This is a genomic window from Sphingomonas sp. UBA978, from assembly GCF_002292295.1.
Lineage (GTDB): Bacteria > Pseudomonadota > Alphaproteobacteria > Sphingomonadales > Sphingomonadaceae > Sphingomonas.
This window is the reverse complement of sequence record NZ_DBBS01000002.1, coordinates 57,831-74,223: the sequence shown is the minus strand read 5'-3', so window position 1 is coordinate 74,223 and position 16,393 is coordinate 57,831. Positions and strand designations below refer to the sequence as shown.

Annotated in this window: 19 protein-coding genes; 3 read left to right on the top strand and 16 right to left on the bottom strand. The window is 69.1% G+C overall.

Translation table 11 applies throughout. From position 1 onward, the window contains the following. Positions 1-108 precede the first annotated feature (108 nt). Positions 109-1,515 (top strand): UdgX family uracil-DNA binding protein, encoded by a 1,407-nt coding sequence (locus B2515_RS00405; RefSeq protein ID WP_293872601.1) that lies wholly within the window; start codon positions 109-111, stop codon positions 1,513-1,515. An 80-nt stretch (positions 1,516-1,595) separates the two neighbouring features. Here B2515_RS00405 and B2515_RS00400 read toward each other — a convergent pair whose 3' ends face one another. Continuing rightward, positions 1,596-2,390: an aldo/keto reductase gene (locus tag B2515_RS00400; protein WP_293872599.1), complete on the bottom strand. Its 795-nt coding sequence runs from the start codon at positions 2,388-2,390 to the stop codon at positions 1,596-1,598. Positions 2,391-2,466: 76 nt separating this feature from the next. Here B2515_RS00400 and B2515_RS00395 point away from each other — a divergent pair, with 76 nt between their 5' ends. Continuing rightward, positions 2,467-3,105, top strand: coding sequence for a DedA family protein (locus B2515_RS00395; RefSeq protein ID WP_293872597.1), 639 nt, complete (start codon positions 2,467-2,469; stop codon positions 3,103-3,105). Here B2515_RS00395 and B2515_RS00390 read toward each other — a convergent pair. The 13 genes from B2515_RS00390 to B2515_RS00330 all read right to left on the bottom strand — a co-directional run bounded on the left by B2515_RS00390 (position 3,096) and on the right by B2515_RS00330 (position 12,554). Continuing rightward, positions 3,096-4,502, bottom strand: coding sequence for a hypothetical protein (locus tag B2515_RS00390; RefSeq protein ID WP_293872595.1), 1,407 nt, complete (start codon positions 4,500-4,502; stop codon positions 3,096-3,098). The two genes, B2515_RS00395 and B2515_RS00390, sit on opposite strands and share 10 nt — an antisense overlap. Positions 4,503-4,506: 4 nt before the next feature. Further along, positions 4,507-5,007, bottom strand: coding sequence for a DUF2306 domain-containing protein (locus tag B2515_RS00385; protein WP_349676221.1), 501 nt, complete (start codon positions 5,005-5,007; stop codon positions 4,507-4,509). A gap of 73 nt (positions 5,008-5,080) precedes the next feature. Beyond that, a complete protein-coding gene (locus tag B2515_RS00380) occupies positions 5,081-5,575 on the bottom strand; it encodes a hypothetical protein (protein ID WP_293872591.1) in 495 nt (164 codons plus the stop codon). 11 nt (positions 5,576-5,586) lie between these two features. Continuing rightward, the gene (locus tag B2515_RS00375; protein WP_293872589.1) at positions 5,587-6,123 is read right to left on the bottom strand and encodes a demethoxyubiquinone hydroxylase family protein; all 537 of its coding nucleotides are present in this window, start codon (positions 6,121-6,123) and stop codon (positions 5,587-5,589) included. Then, positions 6,120-6,614 carry a disulfide bond formation protein B gene (locus B2515_RS00370; RefSeq protein WP_293872587.1) on the bottom strand — a complete coding sequence of 165 codons (495 nt, stop codon included), beginning with the start codon at positions 6,612-6,614 and terminating at the stop codon, positions 6,120-6,122. The genes B2515_RS00375 and B2515_RS00370 overlap by 4 nt, the downstream gene beginning before the upstream one ends. Beyond that, positions 6,611-7,945 (bottom strand): S41 family peptidase, encoded by a 1,335-nt coding sequence (locus B2515_RS00365; protein ID WP_293872585.1) that lies wholly within the window; start codon positions 7,943-7,945, stop codon positions 6,611-6,613. Before B2515_RS00365 ends, B2515_RS00370 begins: the two co-directional genes overlap by 4 nt. A gap of 110 nt (positions 7,946-8,055) precedes the next feature. Continuing rightward, a complete protein-coding gene (locus B2515_RS00360) occupies positions 8,056-9,279 on the bottom strand; it encodes a murein hydrolase activator EnvC family protein (RefSeq protein ID WP_293872583.1) in 1,224 nt (407 codons plus the stop codon). Between the two features lie 2 nt (positions 9,280-9,281). Further along, on the bottom strand, positions 9,282-9,704 hold the full coding sequence (locus B2515_RS00355) for a 23S rRNA (pseudouridine(1915)-N(3))-methyltransferase RlmH (protein WP_293872644.1): 423 nt from the start codon (positions 9,702-9,704) through the stop codon (positions 9,282-9,284). Position 9,705: 1 nt separating this feature from the next. Beyond that, positions 9,706-10,047 carry a ribosome silencing factor gene (gene rsfS / locus B2515_RS00350; RefSeq protein ID WP_293872643.1) on the bottom strand — a complete coding sequence of 114 codons (342 nt, stop codon included), beginning with the start codon at positions 10,045-10,047 and terminating at the stop codon, positions 9,706-9,708. A gap of 58 nt (positions 10,048-10,105) precedes the next feature. Beyond that, a complete protein-coding gene (locus tag B2515_RS00345; protein ID WP_293872581.1) occupies positions 10,106-10,726 on the bottom strand; it encodes a nicotinate-nucleotide adenylyltransferase in 621 nt (206 codons plus the stop codon). Further along, positions 10,723-11,007, bottom strand: a complete 285-nt coding sequence (locus tag B2515_RS00340; RefSeq protein WP_293872579.1) for a type II toxin-antitoxin system RelE/ParE family toxin — start codon at positions 11,005-11,007, stop codon at positions 10,723-10,725. Before B2515_RS00340 ends, B2515_RS00345 begins: the two co-directional genes overlap by 4 nt. Further along, positions 10,998-11,258 carry a CopG family ribbon-helix-helix protein gene (locus tag B2515_RS00335; RefSeq protein ID WP_293872577.1) on the bottom strand — a complete coding sequence of 87 codons (261 nt, stop codon included), beginning with the start codon at positions 11,256-11,258 and terminating at the stop codon, positions 10,998-11,000. The genes B2515_RS00340 and B2515_RS00335 overlap by 10 nt, the downstream gene beginning before the upstream one ends. A 36-nt stretch (positions 11,259-11,294) precedes the next feature. Then, on the bottom strand, positions 11,295-12,554 hold the full coding sequence (locus B2515_RS00330) for a glutamate-5-semialdehyde dehydrogenase (RefSeq protein ID WP_293872575.1): 1,260 nt from the start codon (positions 12,552-12,554) through the stop codon (positions 11,295-11,297). A gap of 62 nt (positions 12,555-12,616) precedes the next feature. On the opposite strand from B2515_RS00330, the gene B2515_RS00325 reads away from it, so the two are divergent. Continuing rightward, on the top strand, positions 12,617-13,687 hold the full coding sequence (locus B2515_RS00325; protein ID WP_293872573.1) for a DUF3667 domain-containing protein: 1,071 nt from the start codon (positions 12,617-12,619) through the stop codon (positions 13,685-13,687). 179 nt (positions 13,688-13,866) lie between these two features. On the opposite strand, the gene B2515_RS00320 is transcribed toward B2515_RS00325, so the two are convergent. Together B2515_RS00320 and ftsH are read right to left on the bottom strand one after the other, a co-directional pair. Beyond that, positions 13,867-14,247 carry a hypothetical protein gene (locus B2515_RS00320; RefSeq protein ID WP_293872571.1) on the bottom strand — a complete coding sequence of 127 codons (381 nt, stop codon included), beginning with the start codon at positions 14,245-14,247 and terminating at the stop codon, positions 13,867-13,869. Positions 14,248-14,325: 78 nt separating this feature from the next. Beyond that, positions 14,326-16,308: an ATP-dependent zinc metalloprotease FtsH gene (gene ftsH, locus B2515_RS00315; RefSeq protein ID WP_414711344.1), complete on the bottom strand. Its 1,983-nt coding sequence runs from the start codon at positions 16,306-16,308 to the stop codon at positions 14,326-14,328. Between the last annotated feature and the right edge of the window lie 85 nt (positions 16,309-16,393).

Below are 16,393 nucleotides of genomic sequence, written 5' to 3'. Positions count from 1 at the left end.
CGCCGATTCTCACAAATGTTGGTGCAACTGGGCCCCGGCCTTCGCCGGGGAACGGAAGGAGGGAATGACTGCTTCCGGCAATCCTCGATCGGACGAACGCCTTAACCCATGCGCATAGCCATACTTCCCGCCCCCGACGACTTCGACGCATGGCGCGACACCGCCCGCGCGCTTGCCGCCGAGCAAGTGCCGCCTGACGATGTGGTCTGGCAGGTCGGCGACACGCCGGATGACTTGTTCGCCACCGCACCACCCGACGACGCGCCCGCAACGCAGGCGCCGAGCCCCTTTTCCGTCCCCCGCGCCTTCATCGACCTCGCCCGCAGCGTCGTCATGGCGGACGAGCCCGAGCGGTTTTCGCTGCTCTACACCGCACTCAGCCGCTTGCGCCGCGAACCCAAGTTGATGGAGGATCAGGCCGATCCGCTGGTCCGCCGGCTGGAGGTGATCGCCAAGAACGTCCGCCGGGATATCCACAAGATGCGCGCGTTCCTGCGCTTTCGCGAGATGCAGGACGATGACGGCACCAGCCGCTACGTCGCCTGGTTCGAGCCCGAGCATCATATCGTCCGCGCCAATGCCGCCTTCTTCGTCAACCGCTTCGCCAGCATGCGCTGGTCGATCCTGACGCCGGAGGTGTCGCTCCACTGGGACGGCAAGGCGCTGTCGGAGGGTCCCGGCGCGAGCAAGGCGGACGCGCCCGAGGGCGACCCGACCGAAGAGGTGTGGAAGACCTATTACGCCAGCATCTTCAATCCCGCGCGGGTGAAGATCGGCGCGATGCTCAAGGAAATGCCCCGCAAATACTGGAAGAACATGCCCGAAACCGCTTTGGTCGGCCAGTTGATCGCGGGCGCACAGGCACGGGAGAGCGGCATGATCGACACCGCCCGCGACAAGGCGGCCTCCGGAATCGGCGGCAATGCCCAAGCAGCCTGGGAGGCGCTGCGCGACGAGGCGTCGAGCTGCACCCGTTGTCACCTCTACCGGCACGCGACGCAGACCGTGTTCGGGGAAGGCCCGGTCGATGCCGCGATGATGTTCGTCGGCGAGCAGCCGGGCGATCAGGAGGACCTTGCCGGTACCCCCTTCGTCGGCCCGGCGGGGCAGGTGTTCAACCGTGCGATCGCCGCCGCGGAGATCGATCGCGCCCGCGTCTACGTCACCAACGCGGTCAAGCATTTCAAATACGAACAGCGCGGCAAGCGCCGTATCCACGCCAAACCCGACACCGGCGAGATCACCGCCTGCCGCTGGTGGATCGAACAGGAACGGATGCTGATCCGCCCGCAGGTGACGGTCGCGCTCGGCGCCACCGCCGCCCGCTCGCTGCTCGGCCGCACGGTGACGATCGGTCGCGAGCGCGGCCGTCCGGTGACGCTGCCCGAAGGCGGCGAGGCGTGGATCACCGTCCACCCCAGCTATCTACTGCGCCTGCCCGACGAAGCGCAGAAGCAGGACGAATTTGCGCGGTTCGTGGAAGACCTGAAACTGGCGAAGGCGGCGCTGGCGTAGGAGCGTCCGCCAATCGCCGGGTCACCCCGGACATGCTCCGCGGTGACGTTGATGCGGGCTCTGGTCCCGCACCTCACGCATCACATCGCGCGGGCATCCTCCCCCATCCGCTCGCCGCAATCGAGCGCTTCGATCGCCGCCACGTCGTCCGCGTCCAGCGTCAGGTCCAGCGCGGCGAGATTGTCGCTCATATGTTCGGGGTCGGCCGCCTTCGGAATCACCGAGAATCCGTGCGCGAGATGCCAGGCGATCACCACCTGCGCCGCCGAGCGCCGGTGCTTTTCCGCCACCGCCACGATCGCCGGATCGCGCAACAGGTCGCCGCCCTGCCCCAGCGGGCTCCACGCCTGCGTCACGATGCCATGCGCTTCGTGATACGCCCGCTCCTCGCGCCGCTGATGGCGCGGGTGAAGCTCGATCTGGTTGAGCACCGGCGTCACCCCGGTCGCATCGATGATCGCATCGAGATGCTCGGGCAGGAAGTTCGATACGCCGATCGATCGGGTCTTGCCCGCCTCGCGCAGCTCAACCATCGCCTTCCACGCATCGACGTAGAGGTCCTGGCTCGGCACCGGCCAGTGCATCAGATAGAGGTCGACCGCCTCGAGCCCGAGCAACGACAGGCTTTCGTCCAGCGCCGCGGCGGGGTCGCCCTGCCGGTCGTTCCACAATTTGGTGGTGACGAACGCCTCGCTGCCCTGCGCCCCGTCGCCGACGCCGCGTTCGTTGCCGTAGATGGCGGCGGTATCGATCAGGCGATAGCCGAGGTCGAGCGCGCGGCGCACCACCCCCGCGGCCTGCCCGTCGGGAAGTTTCCAGGTGCCGAGGCCCAGCTGGGGCATGGTGCGGCCATCGTTGAAGGTCAGATCGGTCATGTCCGCTTGAGCGCGCCACCCCGGCGGTCGGTTCCCCCCTTCCCTTTGTCGCGGCGATCCGCCAAGCCCCACGCCCATGTTCGAGAAGATCCTGGGCGTCCTCGCCACCTTCACCATCTGGGTGATCTCCAGCGGCGGCTATGTCGGCATCGCCATCCTGATGGCGATCGAGAGCGCATGCATCCCGCTGCCGTCCGAGATCATCATGCCGTTTGCCGGCTATCTGGTTTCGACCGGGCGGTTCGACCTGTATCTGGCGGCGACCGCCGGCGCGATCGGCTGCAACCTCGGTTCGATCGTCGCCTATGAGGTCGGCAAGCGCGGCGGCCGGCCGATGGCGGAACGCTGGGGCCGCTACGTGCTGATCGGGCCGGGCGAACTGGACGCGGCGGACCGCTTCTTCGCGCGCTGGGGCTCGGCCGCGGTGCTGATCGGTCGCCTGCTGCCGGTGATCCGCAGCTTCATCGCCTTCCCCGCGGGCGTCGCCCGCATGCGGCTGGTGCCGTTCCACGTCTATACCTTCATCGGCAGCTGGCCGTGGTGCTTCGGCCTCGCCTGGGTCGGCATGAAACTCGGCGACAAGTGGAACAGCGACCCCCGCGTCAAGGCGGCCTTTCATCAGGCGGACCTGCTGATCGGCGTCGTCCTCGTCGCGCTCGTCGCCTTCTACGTCTGGCACCGCGTCCGCGGGTTGAAGCGCGCGCCTCACGCCTGAGGGGTGCGCACCCGCCAGCCGAGCCACGCCATCGCGGGCAGCGCCAGCGCCGCCCACCAGTAGAACCCGGCCCACGCGCTCCAGCCGAACCATTCGCCCGGCACATTGCGCAGATAGCCGTTGGCGAAATTGCCCGCGATCACCCATTGCCACACCGGAAAGGCGGTGACCGGCGGCGCGAAGATGTCGGCCGAGGCGATGGCCGCATTCACCGCGATCGACAGCGTCAGCACCAGCGTCATCGCGGTGCGCTCGCCGCGGCTGTGCGATCGCATCCACTCCGCCGCGAGCCCCAGCGCCAGCGGCGCGACGGCGGGCATGGCGAAGCGCGGCCCGGTGGTGTTGCCGCCATCCCAATAGACATAGGCCGCGTTGACCAGCAGCACGACCAGCGCGGTCAGGATCACGACCAGCGCAACGTCGCGATGCTGCCGGTGCCGCACCCAGAACCACAGGCCGAGCGGGGCAAGTACCAGCACCGGCGCCACCCAGACCAGCCCGAGCCGGAAGCTGAACAGGATTGCCTGCAACGCCCGCAGCCGCGGCACGCCGAGCCCGAACAGCCCCTGATGCATGCCCTCCCACCCGACGACGCCCGAATAGCCGATCCGGAACGGCGTGCCGAAGGCGATGAGATTGTAGAGGCCGAGCGGCAGCAGCGCGACGACGCCCGCCGCCATCGCCGCACCGAGCAAGCGCCAGCGATCCGTCCGCTCCCGCACCCGCCAGATCGCCCAGAGCGCGATGACCGCACCGGCGAGCACCGCCTGGTATTCGACCGCGACCGCCCAGCCGAGGCTCGCCCCGGCGAGCAGCGCATGACCGATGCCGCCGTCCGCCCGTCGCGTCCCCCGCCACACCGCCCACAGCGCGATGGCATAGCAGTCCGCGACCACCGCATGGCCGAGCAGGGTCGTCGACCAGCCCCAGATCGGCGTACCCAGCGCATAGCCGAGGCCCGCGAACAGGCCCGCCGCCGCGCTGCCGGTGATGCCCGATGCCATGTCGAACAGCAGCACCGCCGCCAGCGCGGTCAGCAGCGCGGGACCGGTCGCCACCGCGAGCCGCGTCCGCAGGCGCAGGAATCGTTCGAACGCAGGCCCCGCCGGTGCCGTGCCGAAGTCGGCACTACGCTCGCCGCTCGCCACGTTCGCGAGCCACACCGCCGGCAGCGCGATCAGCGTCATGCCGGGCGCCTTGTCGAGATAGGCGTGGCCGTCGAACACCGCCTTGTCGATCGTCAGCGGCGCGAATTCGTCGATGGTCGCATCGCCGTCCTCGACCAGGCTGACGGCGGCGAACATCCGCGTCGCATTGTTGGCGTTGAGTTCCCACGATCCGAACCACGCGCAGCTGAACCACACCAGCGCGAACAGCAGGATACGGACGGCGCGCATCGGCTCAGCCAAACAGCCAGTGGCCGAGCAGCCGGTCGAACGGGAAGGTGAAGAAGCCCGCGATCAGCAACGCGCCGGTGACCAGCCCGCGCACGCTGCGCCGGTGCCGCGCGACCTGATGCGTGCGGGCGGTATGCCACAGGATCGGCGCCTGGATCAGCACCCAGACCGACAGGATATGGATCGGGCCGAACCCGCCCGCCTGGCTGAGGCGGATCCCGAACGACAGCGCCGCGGTCAGCAGCATCGCGATCACCCAGATCGTGCCCAGCACCCGGTGGCGCCGGTTGCCGCGACGCCCGAGCAGGATCACCGGGGTCAGCACGAGCGCGACGAGGATCGTGGCGATATGCGCCCAGACGAACGGCGGCACCGCGCGCCACTCCGCCTGTCCGCGCAGCAGCGCGGCGATGACGGCGACGATCAGCACCATTGCCGCCACCGCGAGCCCGCGTTCATAACCGTCGACCGCGACCGGCTTCGTCGCCGTCGCGGACCCTGTCATCACCGTCGCCATCGATCCCCCGATCCGTGTCCCCGTCGGATCACGGTATCGTATCGGGTCCGGCATGCAAGCGTCAGGGGACGCGCGCTTCCTCGACCTTGCGCGCCTTGTTCTCCTTGCGCGCGGCGCGGGCGTTCTGGAGGAAGCAGCCGGTCTGGCCGCCCGCCCCGACGGTGGAGCAGCTGCCGGTGCTGTTCGCGCCGACGCCGGCGTCGAGCGTGCCCTGCGCACGCGCCGCCCAGCTTTCGTTCTGCGGCGTCACCGCGAATTCGCGCAACTCCTTGGGCACGCGATATTGCTCGCGCGCGCTGCGGCGTTCGCAGATGACGATCTCGTCGCCGTCGTTGTTGGTCGGGCAGCGTTCGTTGCCGTAGAGGACGAGCACGCCGTTGACCGGTGCGCGCTTGGCGACCTCGCCCTGCGCGCCGATGACGACGGGTTTGGCCGCGCCGGGCAGCGCCGGCGTCTGGGTGACCTGCGCCGCCTGCGGTGTCGCCTGCGGAACCGTTTGCTGCGCCAGCACCGGGCCGGCGGTCAGCATCAGCGCGGTCGCGATGATCGTACGCATCGTCACTCCTCTCAAATCCTCTTCGCGGCCGCGATCGCGACCTTGCAGCCCAGCCGGATGAGGCCGCTGAGCACCGGATAGCCGACCGCCTGCTCCGCACCATGGGCGAGCGCATGGTCGCGATGCTCCAGCTCTTCCGCCTGGAAATCGGCGATCGCGTCCGACAGTTCGGGATCGCTGCCGCCGAGTTCGTCGCGCTGCGCCTGATAATGTTTGTCGATCTCCGTCTCCACCGCCGCGGTGCAGGCCATCGCGGCATTGGGGCCGATCGCCGCGGTGATCGCGCCGAGCGCGAAGCCGGCCTTGTCCCAGAACGGCTGGAAGAGCGTCGGGCGGACGCCGCGACGCACGATCATCGCATCGAAAAAGGCGCGATGCCGCTCCTCCTGCGCCGCCATGTGGTGGATGGCGCGCGCGGCGGGGTGCCGGTCGCCGAACACCGCCAGTTGCCCGGCATAGATGCGCGTCGCGCCATATTCGCCGGCCTGATCGACGCGGATCATCGCCTGCGTCGGTTCACGCCGGTCGCCCGGTTTCCAGCGGCTCATCGGGATGTCCTCATCCACCACAAGATAAGACCCGCGCCGCCGAGCGAAAGGATCGCGTTGAACCCGGCGAGCGAAATTCCGGCCAGCGACCATTGCGCCACGTCGCAACGGACGACCGGCGCGCGCATCAGCGCATCCAGCCGCGCCTCCGGCCCGAGGCCGCGCAGGTCGACCGTCTGGGTGCAGGCGGTGAAGCCGTTCCACCAATGATATTCGACGCCGGCATGCGCGACGCCGATCGCGCCCGACACGGCGATCAGCAGCGCGGCGAGGATGACGAACGCCTTGGCGATGCTCCGCTGCGGCACGACGAAGGCCAGCAACGCGAAGGGCAGCGCGGCGTAATGCGGCCAGCGCTGCCAGTGGCACATCTCGCACGGGAAGAGATGCCCGATCAGCTGCGATCCCCACGCGCCGGCGAGCAGCGCGGCAGGAAGCAGCAGCGCCAGCCAGCGCGCGCGGCGCTCGGCAGCGGTCAGCGGGCGGCTCACTTGACCTTCGGCTTCGTCGCGGCGGCGACCTGTGCCGCACCGCCCAGGCGGGCGACCGTCTTCAGCGCATAGTAAAGCTGGAAGTCCTCGATGCCCTGTTTCTTGAGCTGGTCCGGCGTCATCGCGAAGCGCGGATCGTCCTTGGTGTCTTCCTCGAGCACCTTGTTGTCCGCCTTGACCTCGTTGATGAGGTGGCGCCGCAGGTCGGCCTCGCGGAAGACCGGGCGCGTCTTGAAATCGGGGTCGCTGATCTGCGGCACGCGGATGTCGGGTTCGATCCCGCCTTCCTGCACGCTGCGACCCGACGGCGTATAGTAACGCGCGGTGGTCAGCCGCAGCGCGGTCTGCGGGCCGAGCTGCAGCAGGGTCTGTACCGATCCCTTGCCGAAGCTGCGCTCGCCCATCACCAGCGCGCGGTGGTGATCCTGCAGCGCGCCGGCGACGATCTCGGACGCCGACGCCGTGCCGGGATTGGTCAGCACGACCACCGGCAATCCGTGCGCATCGTCGCCCGATTTGGCGAAATAGCGCTCGATATCCGCCTTTTCGCGGCCCCGCTGCGAGACGATCTCGCCATGGTCCAGGAAGGCGTCGCTGACCGCGATCGCCTGCGTCAGCAGCCCGCCGCCATTGTCGCGCAGATCGACGACATAACCCAGCGGCCGATGGCCGAGGCTCTTGTCGATCGCCATGATCGCGGCGCGGGTGTCGGCGCCGGTGCTTTCGGAGAAGGTGTTGATGTTGATGTAGCCGACATCGCCGCGGACTTCCCATTTCACCGGCTTCTGGATGATGATCTCGCGATTCATCGTCACATCGACCGGCTTGTCCTGGCCGGGGCGGACCAATGTCAGGCTGATCTTGGTGCCGGGCTTGCCGCGCATCAGCCCGATCGCCTCGTCCAGCGTCTCGCCGTAGATCAGCTTGCCGTCGATATGCGTGATATAGTCGCCCGACTTGACGCCGGCGCGATAGGCGGGGGTATCCTCCTGCGGCGCCACCACCTTGACCGCGCCATCCTCCATCTGGACGGTGAGGCCGAGGCCGCCGTAATTGCCCTCGGTCTGGATGCGCAGATTGTCGTAATCGAGCGCGTCGACATAGCTCGAATGCGGGTCGAGGCTGGACAGCATGCCCTGAATCGCGCCCTTGATGAGCTTCTGGTCGTCGACCTTGTCGACGTAATCCGCCTTGATCCGGTTGAAGACGTCGAGGAACTGGTCGAATTCGCGATAGGTATCGGTGTCCACCGCCGCCATCGCCTGCGTCGCGAGCGGGATCAGGGACAGCGAGCCGAGGATTGCGGTCGCGGTAAGCAGCGGACGGGCCATCGAACATCCTGAAGGCGGGAAAACTCTGGGGGTTTAGCCTCTTTATCGACGCGGAGCAAAGCGCAGCGACGCTGAATGCAGGCTGACCCGACGAGGGGTCCCGTTCCCGCTCAGCCGAGCAGCGCGGCGATGTCCATCGGCCGGCCGCGACGGCGCAGTTCGACCGTCACGCGCGGATCCTCGCCCCCGCCCGCCACGCCGATCGGCGCCCCGGCCGCCACGCGCTGCCCGCGCGCGACGCCGGCCCGCCCCAGACCGGTGACGAGCGTCGTCCAGCCATCGGCATGGTCGATGATGACGATGACGCCATAATCGCGGAACGCGCGGGCATAACGGACGACGCCGGCCGCGGGCGCGACGACGGGCGCCGCCGCCGCGACCGCGAAGGTCAGCCCGCGCGACCGCACGCCCGAATCGGAGATTTCGTCCAGCCCGGTGACCAGCCGGCCCCGCACCGGCAACCGGTAGACGCCCTCCGACCGGCGCGGCGCGACCGTTCCGGGCGCAAGCGGCCTCGGCAAGGGACCGGGCAGCGTCGCGAGACCGGCCGCGGTCGCCCGCGCCGCATCGCCGCTGTCGAGCTGCTCGACGAGGTCCCGCGCGCGCTCGCCGAGTGCCAGCGCCCGGTCCGATTCGCTCATCGCGTTGCGACCCAGCGCCTGACTGCGGCGGCGATGCGTCGCCGCCAGCTGCGCGAGCGCGGTGCGATCCGCCTCCAGCCGCGCACGGCTGTCGCGCAATGCCACCGCGGCGAGCGCGGCATCCGCCTCCAGCGCACGGGTGCGGGCGATCTGCTGGCGGACCGCCTGCGTCCGTTCGCGGACGATCGGCAGCGCGCCGCCGAGCACCGCGCGAACATGGACGAGATCGTCGACCGACCCGGGCTGCGCGATCGCGACCACCGTCGGGCGGCGGGCGAGCGCGGTCAGCGCGGCGAGCAGGCGGGCGACCGGCGCCTGCGCCACACCGAGCGCGTACTGCTGGTCGGCGAGCAGGCCGGAGACGATCGCCTGTCGCGCGCGGGCAGCGGACAGCGTCGCCTCGGCGGCGGTGACGCGGGCGGCGAGCGCGGCTTCCTCCGCGCGCGCCCTGTCGGCGGCGTCGCGTTCGGCGGTGGCGCGGCGGGCGAGGTCTGCGGCTTTCCGCGTGGCGATCGCGGCGTCGCGCTTGGCGGCGGCGAGGCGCTGACGTTGGTCTGGCGGCGTCTGGCCCTGCGCGGGGAGCGTCAGGGCAAGGAGCGCCAGCGCCGTGCACGCGGTGCGCGTGCCGTCACGCTTCGGCGTCGTCTTTCCCGCTCGCCGCGCGTGGCGGGTCCGGGACAGGACCGTCCCCACCGTCACCCCTCCCGATGGTAGGGATGGCCCGCGAGGATCGCCGTCGCGCGGAACAGCTGCTCCGCCAGCATCGCCCGGGCGAGCATGTGCGGCCAGGTCGCGCGGCCGAACGAGAGGAGCAGGTCCGCCTCCGCCCGCTCGGCATCGCCGAAGCCGTCCGCCGCGCCGATCATGAAGCGGATTTCACGCGTGCCGGTGTCGCGCCAGCGTTCCAGCCGGCGCGCGAAGTCGATCGATCCCAGCACCTCGCCCTTTTCGTCGAGCAGGACGCGGACGGTCTGCGGATCGAGCGCGGGCAGCTTGCCGCCGGTATCGGGGAGTTCGGTGACGCGCGTCGGCCAGACGATTCGCTTCAGATAGCGGTCGACCAGCTCCGATTCGGGCGAGCGCCCGATCCGTCCGCGCGCCACGATGTGGAGGAGAATGTCAGGCCTCGGTCGTGGGCGGGAGCGGCTTGAGCGACGAGGAGACGGTATCGCCGAACTGCCACATCCGTTCGAGATTGTAGAAGGTGCGCACTTCGGGCCGGAACAGGTGGACGATGACGTCGTTCGCGTCGATCAGCACCCAGTCGGCGGTCTGCAGGCCCTCGATCCGTACGCTGCGGCCGAATTCCGCCTTGATCTTCTCGGCAAGCTTGTGCGCCATCGACGCGACCTGGCGCGTCGACCGCCCGCTGGCGATGACCATATGATCGGCGATCGAGGATTTGCCGGCGAGCGGGATCGTGATGACCTCCTCCGCCTGGTCGTCGTCGAGCGACGCCATGATAAGCCGGTGCAAGGCCTCGACTTCGGCCGGGTCGGCCGGTCGAACGGCCTGGGGGTTACTCGCCAAGGTGACTCCTGGGTTGCCGGCCCGGAAAATGCCGGTGCCAGTCGGGATCGGCCGCTCGGGCCGCGGTCGCGGAGGTAGGGTCGGGGCGGAAGCGCAACAGCACGAGTGCCGGCAATCTCCACGTCGTCCAATGCTTCGCCTGGCATGCGGGCCGTTGGAAGCGCCGCAGCCAACCCATCGCGACACTCGCGCGGGCCGAACGCTCATACCCCGGACGGGCGATCACCGCAATCGGCATCGTGCGCGCGATCCCGCGCCAGTCGCGCCAGCGGTGGAACTGCGCCAGATTGTCCGCCCCCATCAACCAGATGAACTGCCGCTTCGGGTAGCGGCGCTGGAGCTTGCGCAATGTGTCGAGCGTGTAGCGCGTGTGCAGCCGCGCCTCGATATCGCTTGCGCGGATCGGCGCGCGGCGCGCCATCCGCCGGGCCGAGGCAAGGCGCGCGGCAAGCGGCGCCATGTCGCGCGCGCCCGCCTTCAGCGGATTGCCGGGTGACACCAGCCACCATGCCTCGTCGAGATCGAGCGCGCGGATCGCCGCCAGCGTGATGCCGCGATGACCGCGATGCGCCGGGTTGAACGAGCCGCCGAGCAGGCCGGTGGGGGTCACGGTTCGAGCTGCCAGTCCTCGCGTTCGTGATGGACGCGAATGACCTCCACGACCGCGTCGACGATCCGGTAGCGGATCAGATAGGGCGTCTCATGGACGCGCAGAATGCGGTGACCATCGGCGATCGGACGGCCACCGCGGGGGAAATCCTCGAGAAACCGGGCGCGATGGCGCACCGCCGCCAGCGTCCGCAAGGCGAAGCCGGGCGGTGCCTCCCGCGTCAGCCAGTCGTCGATGCCGCGCAGGTCGTCCAGCGCCGGCGGCGACCAGATTACCCGCATCGTGCCCGATGCTTGGCGATCATCGCGTCGAGTTCGGCCATCACCTGTTCGTGCGGAATGCCCTCGCCGCGATCGAGCGAATCGACGCCGACCTGGATGAACGCGTCGAAATCGTCATCGCTTTCCGCCGCCCTACGGATCGCCTGCGCCGCAAATGCCTGACTGCTCATGCCCCGTCGCCGCGCGACGCGATCGACGAGCGCCATCGTCTCGGCATCGATGTCGGCATGGAGCGGCTGAAGGTTGGCCATATGGGTCCTATAGACCGCCCGCGCCGGCTTCTCAACTTAGCCGCGTACCTGCCCCGTCCCGCGGCCGACCCATTTGTAGGTCGTCAGCCCCTCCAGCGCGACCGGGCCGCGCGCATGGAGGCGGCCGGTGGCGATGCCGATCTCCGCCCCCAGACCGAATTCGCCGCCGTCGGCGAACTGGGTCGAGGCGTTCCACAGTACGATCGCGCTGTCGACCCCGGCGAGGAAGCGTTCGGCCACCGCCTCGTCCGCCGCGACGATCGCATCGGTGTGGTGCGAGCCGTGGCGGGCGATGTGCGCCATGGCCTCGTCGACACCATCGACCAGCGCGACGGAGGCGATGGCGTCCAGATATTCGGTGTCCCAGTCCGCCGCAGCCGCCGGCGCGACGCCGGTGAGCGCGGCGATGGCGGAATCGCCGCGCACCTCGCACCCCGCTTCGGCCAGCGCGGCGACCAATGCGCCCGTCTGCGGGTAGGCGCGATCGATCAGCAGCGTCTCCATCGCCCCGCAGACGCCGGTGCGGCGCATCTTGGCGTTGACGACGATCGCGCGCGCCATGTCGGGATCGGCGGACGCATCGATATAAACGTGGTTGATGCCGTCGAGATGCGCGAGCACCGGCACCCGCGCCTCGGCCTGGACGCGCGCGACGAGGCTCTTGCCGCCGCGCGGAATGATAAGGTCGATTGCCCCCTCCGCCGCCAGCATCGCGCCGACCGCCGCGCGATCGGTGATCGGCACCAGCTGCACCGCGTCCGCAGGCAGGCCGGCATCGGCGAAGCCGGCGACCAGCGCGGCGTGGATCGCGCGGTTGCTGTGCCGCGCCTCCGACCCGCCGCGCAGGATCGCGGCATTGCCCGCCATGACGCAGAGCGCGGCGGCATCGGCGGTAACGTTCGGCCGCGATTCGTAGACGATGCCGATCACGCCGATCGGCACGCGGACGCGCGACAACGACAGGCCGTTGGGCCGTTCGACCCGGTCGATCGTCTGGCCAACCGGATCGGCGAGGCCGGCGACAGCCTCGACCCCCGCGGCCATGCCGGCGACCCGCACAGGATCGAGCTTCAGCCGGTCGAGCAGCGCCGCGGTCAGCCCGCTCGCCGCGCCTGCCGCCACGTCGCGGGCGTTGGCGGCGAGGATGTCCGCCTCCGCGGCGCGCAACCGGGTGGCCGCGGCGCGCAGGCCCGCCGCCTTGGTCGCGGTCGGCAGTCCGGCGAGCGCGCGTGCGGCATCGCGGGCGCGGCAGCCCATGTCGGCGATCATTTCGGTCGGATTGTCTGCGTCGGCCATGGCATTCATTACCACGTCAAAGCCTCTCGCGCCATGATCGGAGGATTGCTAGGCTCGGCGCCATGTCGGGGGATATCACAGCAGCAGGGGACTTCATCACGGGCGCGCTCGCCGCCCGGTCGGTGGAGCCGCACGCGGGGGAAGGCTCCGGCCATGCGCATGGCGGGCTATGCCTCAATTGCGGGACGCGCCTGATCGGGGCGCATTGCCATGCCTGCGGGCAATCGGCGCACGTCCATCGCTCGGTCGGCGCGATCGGCCATGAGATCGCGCATGGCGTCTTCCATTTCGAGGGCAAGATCTGGCGGACGCTGCCGATGCTGCTGTGGCGGCCGGGCGACCTGACCCGCCGCTACGTCGCGGGCGAGCGGGCACGGTTCGTGTCGCCGCTGGCGCTGTTCCTGTTCACCGTCTTTCTGATGTTCGCGACGATCAGCGCGCTGGGCGGGGACATCGCCGAGGCGGTGTCGCCCGAATCGATGAGCCGCAACATGGTCGGCTTCGCCCGCGGGGTGGAAAAGGCGGAGGCGGCGCTGGAGAAGGCGGAGGGACAGCGCGCCACCCTAGCCGCGGCGGGCAGGCCGACGGTCGAGATCGACCGCGAGATCACCGCGCTGCGCACCACGCGCGATGCGTTGAAGAAGACGCAGGCGGGCGATGCATCGGACACCGATTTCAAGCTGACCACGTTCAAGACCGGCTGGGCGTCGCTTGATCACGGCATCGACAAGGCGAACAAGAACCCCGGCCTCGCCCTCTACAAGCTGCAGACCAGCACGTACAAATACAGCTGGCTGCTGATCCCGATCTCGACGCCGCTCGTCGCGCTGCTGTTCCTGTGGCGGCGGCGGTTCGGGCTGTACGATCATGCGATCTTCGTCACCTACAGCCTCGCCTTCATGATGCTGATGGTCATCGCGCTGATGCTGGCGGGGGTCGTCGGGGTGAGTGCCGGCTGGCTGGTGCTGGCGGTCTATGTGCTGCCCCCGGTGCACATGTTCCGGCAGTTGCGCGGCGCCTATTCGCTGCGCAAGCGATCGGCGGCGTGGCGGACCGCGGTGCTGCTGGTCTTCGCGTGGACGGCGCTGTTGCTGTTCCTCGTGCTGCTGACGCTGCACGGACTGACCGACTGAACCGTCGCGGGCGCGGCGACATGGGCAAGAGGACCACGATTGCGCCGTGCGTTCGCGGGCGGCTGGAGAGGCGCCGACCGGTGTAGGACGGGGCGGAATGGTGTCCGGCGATCGTGCAGCGGGGTGCCCGGCCGGTGGGCAACGGGCAAACGATGCCGCAAGCGCCACCCCTCGCCGCATTAGCAGGGGTAGGTCTTGGCCAGAACCTTCGCATAGCCGTCCTTGAGCGGCAGTTTCTTCTCTGCCGGGGACAGCGCGTCCAAGCCGCCGAGCATCTGGAGAATGCCGATCTTTTCGCCATCGGGCATGCAGGCGATCGGGCGCTTGCCCGCGGCGACGCGCGCCGCGCCCTCGGCGCGCAATTGCCGGGTTGCGGCGTCCGCCTCTGCCTTGAGGACCCGATAATCGGGGTTGGTCAGCGCGGTGAACGGGTTGGCGCGCAGTGGTGCCGCCCTCGTCAGGAACGTGGCAACCGTCATCGCGGCGGAGGCGGGGGCGGCGATCCCGAGCGAGATCAGGCTGAGGACGATTGCGGGGGCGATCAGGACTTTACGCGACATCGGCGGCACTCCGGGTGGAATGCCGCCGATTAATCGCATCCGGCTGACGGCGCGATGAACCGCGCCGCGAAGACGGGATCAGGCGCCGAGCGGTGCCGGATTGCCGAACGGGCCGCCGGGACGACGGGTCTTGGGAATCGAGGTGCCGGCGCGCGGCACGCTCGACTTGGGTCCCGAGGGATCGGGACGACCAATTTCCTCACCCGCGATCAGCTTCTTGATCTCGTCGCCGGACAGCGTCTCATATTCGAGCAGGGCGCCGGCGAGCAGGTGGAGCTGGTCGACATGCTCGGTCAGCAGCTGCTTGGCGCGGGTCAGCCCGCCCTCGACGATGCCCTTGATCTCGTCGTCGATCAACTGCGCGGTCGCGTTCGACATGCGGACCGGCTGCGACGAGGAATAGCCGAGGAAGGATTCGCCCTCCGGCTGGGCATATTCGACCGGCCCGACCTTGTCCGACATGCCCCATTTGGTGACCATGTCGCGCGCGAGCCCGGTGGCGTACTGGATGTCGCCGGACGCGCCGGACGACACCTTGTCGTAACCGAAGATGATCTCTTCGGCGACGCGGCCGCCCATCGCCACCGCGAGGTTCGCGTACATCTTGTCGCGATGGTAGCTGTAACTGTCGCGTTCCGGCAGGCGCATGACCATGCCGAGCGCACGCCCACGCGGGATGATCGTCGCCTTGTGAATCGGGTCGGACGCCTGTTCGTGGATCGAGACGATCGCATGGCCGGCCTCGTGATAGGCGGTCATGCGCTTTTCGTCCTCGGTCATGACCATCGACCGGCGCTCGGCGCCCATCATGACCTTGTCCTTGGCCTCCTCGAACTCGGCCATCGCGACGAGGCGCTTGCCCTTGCGCGCCCCGGTCAGCGCCGCCTCGTTGACGAGATTGGCGAGATCGGCGCCCGAGAAGCCCGGCGTGCCGCGCGCGATGACGCGGGCGTCGACGTCGGGCGCCAGCGGCACCTTCTTCATATGGACTTCGAGGATCTTGATCCGGCCCTCGATATCCGGGCGCGGCACGACGACCTGGCGGTCGAAGCGGCCGGGACGCAGCAGCGCGGGGTCGAGCACGTCGGGACGGTTGGTCGCCGCGACGATGATGATCCCCTCATTGGCCTCGAAGCCGTCCATCTCGACCAGCAGCTGGTTGAGCGTCTGTTCGCGTTCGTCGTTGCCGTTGCCGAGGCCGGCGCCGCGATGGCGGCCGACCGCGTCGATTTCGTCGATGAAGACTATGCACGGCGCCGACTTCTTGGCCTGTTCGAACATGTCGCGGACGCGCGATGCGCCGACGCCGACGAACATCTCGACGAAGTCCGAGCCCGAGATGGTGAAGAACGGCACGCCCGCCTCACCCGCGATCGCGCGGGCGAGCAGCGTCTTGCCGGTGCCCGGCGAACCGACCAGCAACGCGCCCTTGGGAATCTTGCCGCCGAGACGCGCAAACTTGGTCGGGTCCTTGAGGAAGTCGACGATCTCCGTCAGCTCCGACCGCGCCTCGTCGATGCCGGCGACATCGTCGAAGGTGACCTTGCCTTCCTTCTGCGTCAGCATGCGCGCGCGGCTCTTGCCGAACCCCATCGCGCCGCCACCGGTATTCTTCTGCATCTGCTTGAGCACGAAGAAGGCGATGCCGAGGAACAGCAGGAACGGCAGCGACTGATAGAGCAGCAGCATCCACATCGACGTGCCCTCGTCGGGCTTGGCCGCGATCGTCACGTTCTTCTGGCGCAGGTGCGGCACCAGCGTCGGGTCCTGGATCGGATAGGTCCGGAACTTGTCGCCGCTGGAATAGGTGCCGGTGATGACGTCGCGGCTGATCGCGACATCCTTCACGGTGCCTTCGTCGACCTGATCGAGGAACTTCGAATAGGCGACCGTATTGCCGGCGCCGGCGCTGGTGCGGCCGTCGAATATGGTCACGAACAAAGCCAGCGCGAGCAGGATGCCGACCCAGATGAGCAGGCTCTTCATCCAGGGGCTGCCGCCGCCATTGTTGCCGCCGTCGTTCCCGCTGCCGTTCGGGGGCTGCTTGTCGTTGTCGTTCATCCCGCCAAGATAAGCGCATGCGGGTTAATGGCAATGGAACGGATGCCCGGATTCGTGGTGCCCGGCGAGGAATCCGGGCGATTTG

Bases quoted from the DNA above. Each gene is read 5' to 3' on its own strand.
- ftsH (WP_414711344.1), bottom strand. From the start codon at position 16,308: ATGAACGACAACGACAAGCAGCCCCCGAACGGCAGCGGGAACGACGGC.
- B2515_RS00390 (WP_293872595.1), bottom strand. From the start codon at position 4,502: ATGCGCGCCGTCCGTATCCTGCTGTTCGCGCTGGTGTGGTTCAGCTGC.
- B2515_RS00325 (WP_293872573.1), top strand. From the start codon at position 12,617: ATGTCGGGGGATATCACAGCAGCAGGGGACTTCATCACGGGCGCGCTC.
- B2515_RS00380 (WP_293872591.1), bottom strand. From the start codon at position 5,575: ATGCGTACGATCATCGCGACCGCGCTGATGCTGACCGCCGGCCCGGTG.
- B2515_RS00400 (WP_293872599.1), bottom strand. From the start codon at position 2,390: ATGACCGATCTGACCTTCAACGATGGCCGCACCATGCCCCAGCTGGGC.
- B2515_RS00405 (WP_293872601.1), top strand. From the start codon at position 109: ATGCGCATAGCCATACTTCCCGCCCCCGACGACTTCGACGCATGGCGC.
- rsfS (WP_293872643.1), bottom strand. From the start codon at position 10,047: ATGGCGTCGCTCGACGACGACCAGGCGGAGGAGGTCATCACGATCCCG.
- B2515_RS00330 (WP_293872575.1), bottom strand. From the start codon at position 12,554: ATGGCCGACGCAGACAATCCGACCGAAATGATCGCCGACATGGGCTGC.
- B2515_RS00340 (WP_293872579.1), bottom strand. From the start codon at position 11,007: ATGCGGGTAATCTGGTCGCCGCCGGCGCTGGACGACCTGCGCGGCATC.
- B2515_RS00320 (WP_293872571.1), bottom strand. From the start codon at position 14,247: ATGTCGCGTAAAGTCCTGATCGCCCCCGCAATCGTCCTCAGCCTGATC.
- B2515_RS00385 (WP_349676221.1), bottom strand. From the start codon at position 5,007: ATGACAGGGTCCGCGACGGCGACGAAGCCGGTCGCGGTCGACGGTTAT.
- B2515_RS00375 (WP_293872589.1), bottom strand. From the start codon at position 6,123: ATGAGCCGCTGGAAACCGGGCGACCGGCGTGAACCGACGCAGGCGATG.
- B2515_RS00365 (WP_293872585.1), bottom strand. From the start codon at position 7,945: ATGGCCCGTCCGCTGCTTACCGCGACCGCAATCCTCGGCTCGCTGTCC.
- B2515_RS00395 (WP_293872597.1), top strand. From the start codon at position 2,467: ATGTTCGAGAAGATCCTGGGCGTCCTCGCCACCTTCACCATCTGGGTG.
- B2515_RS00335 (WP_293872577.1), bottom strand. From the start codon at position 11,258: ATGGCCAACCTTCAGCCGCTCCATGCCGACATCGATGCCGAGACGATG.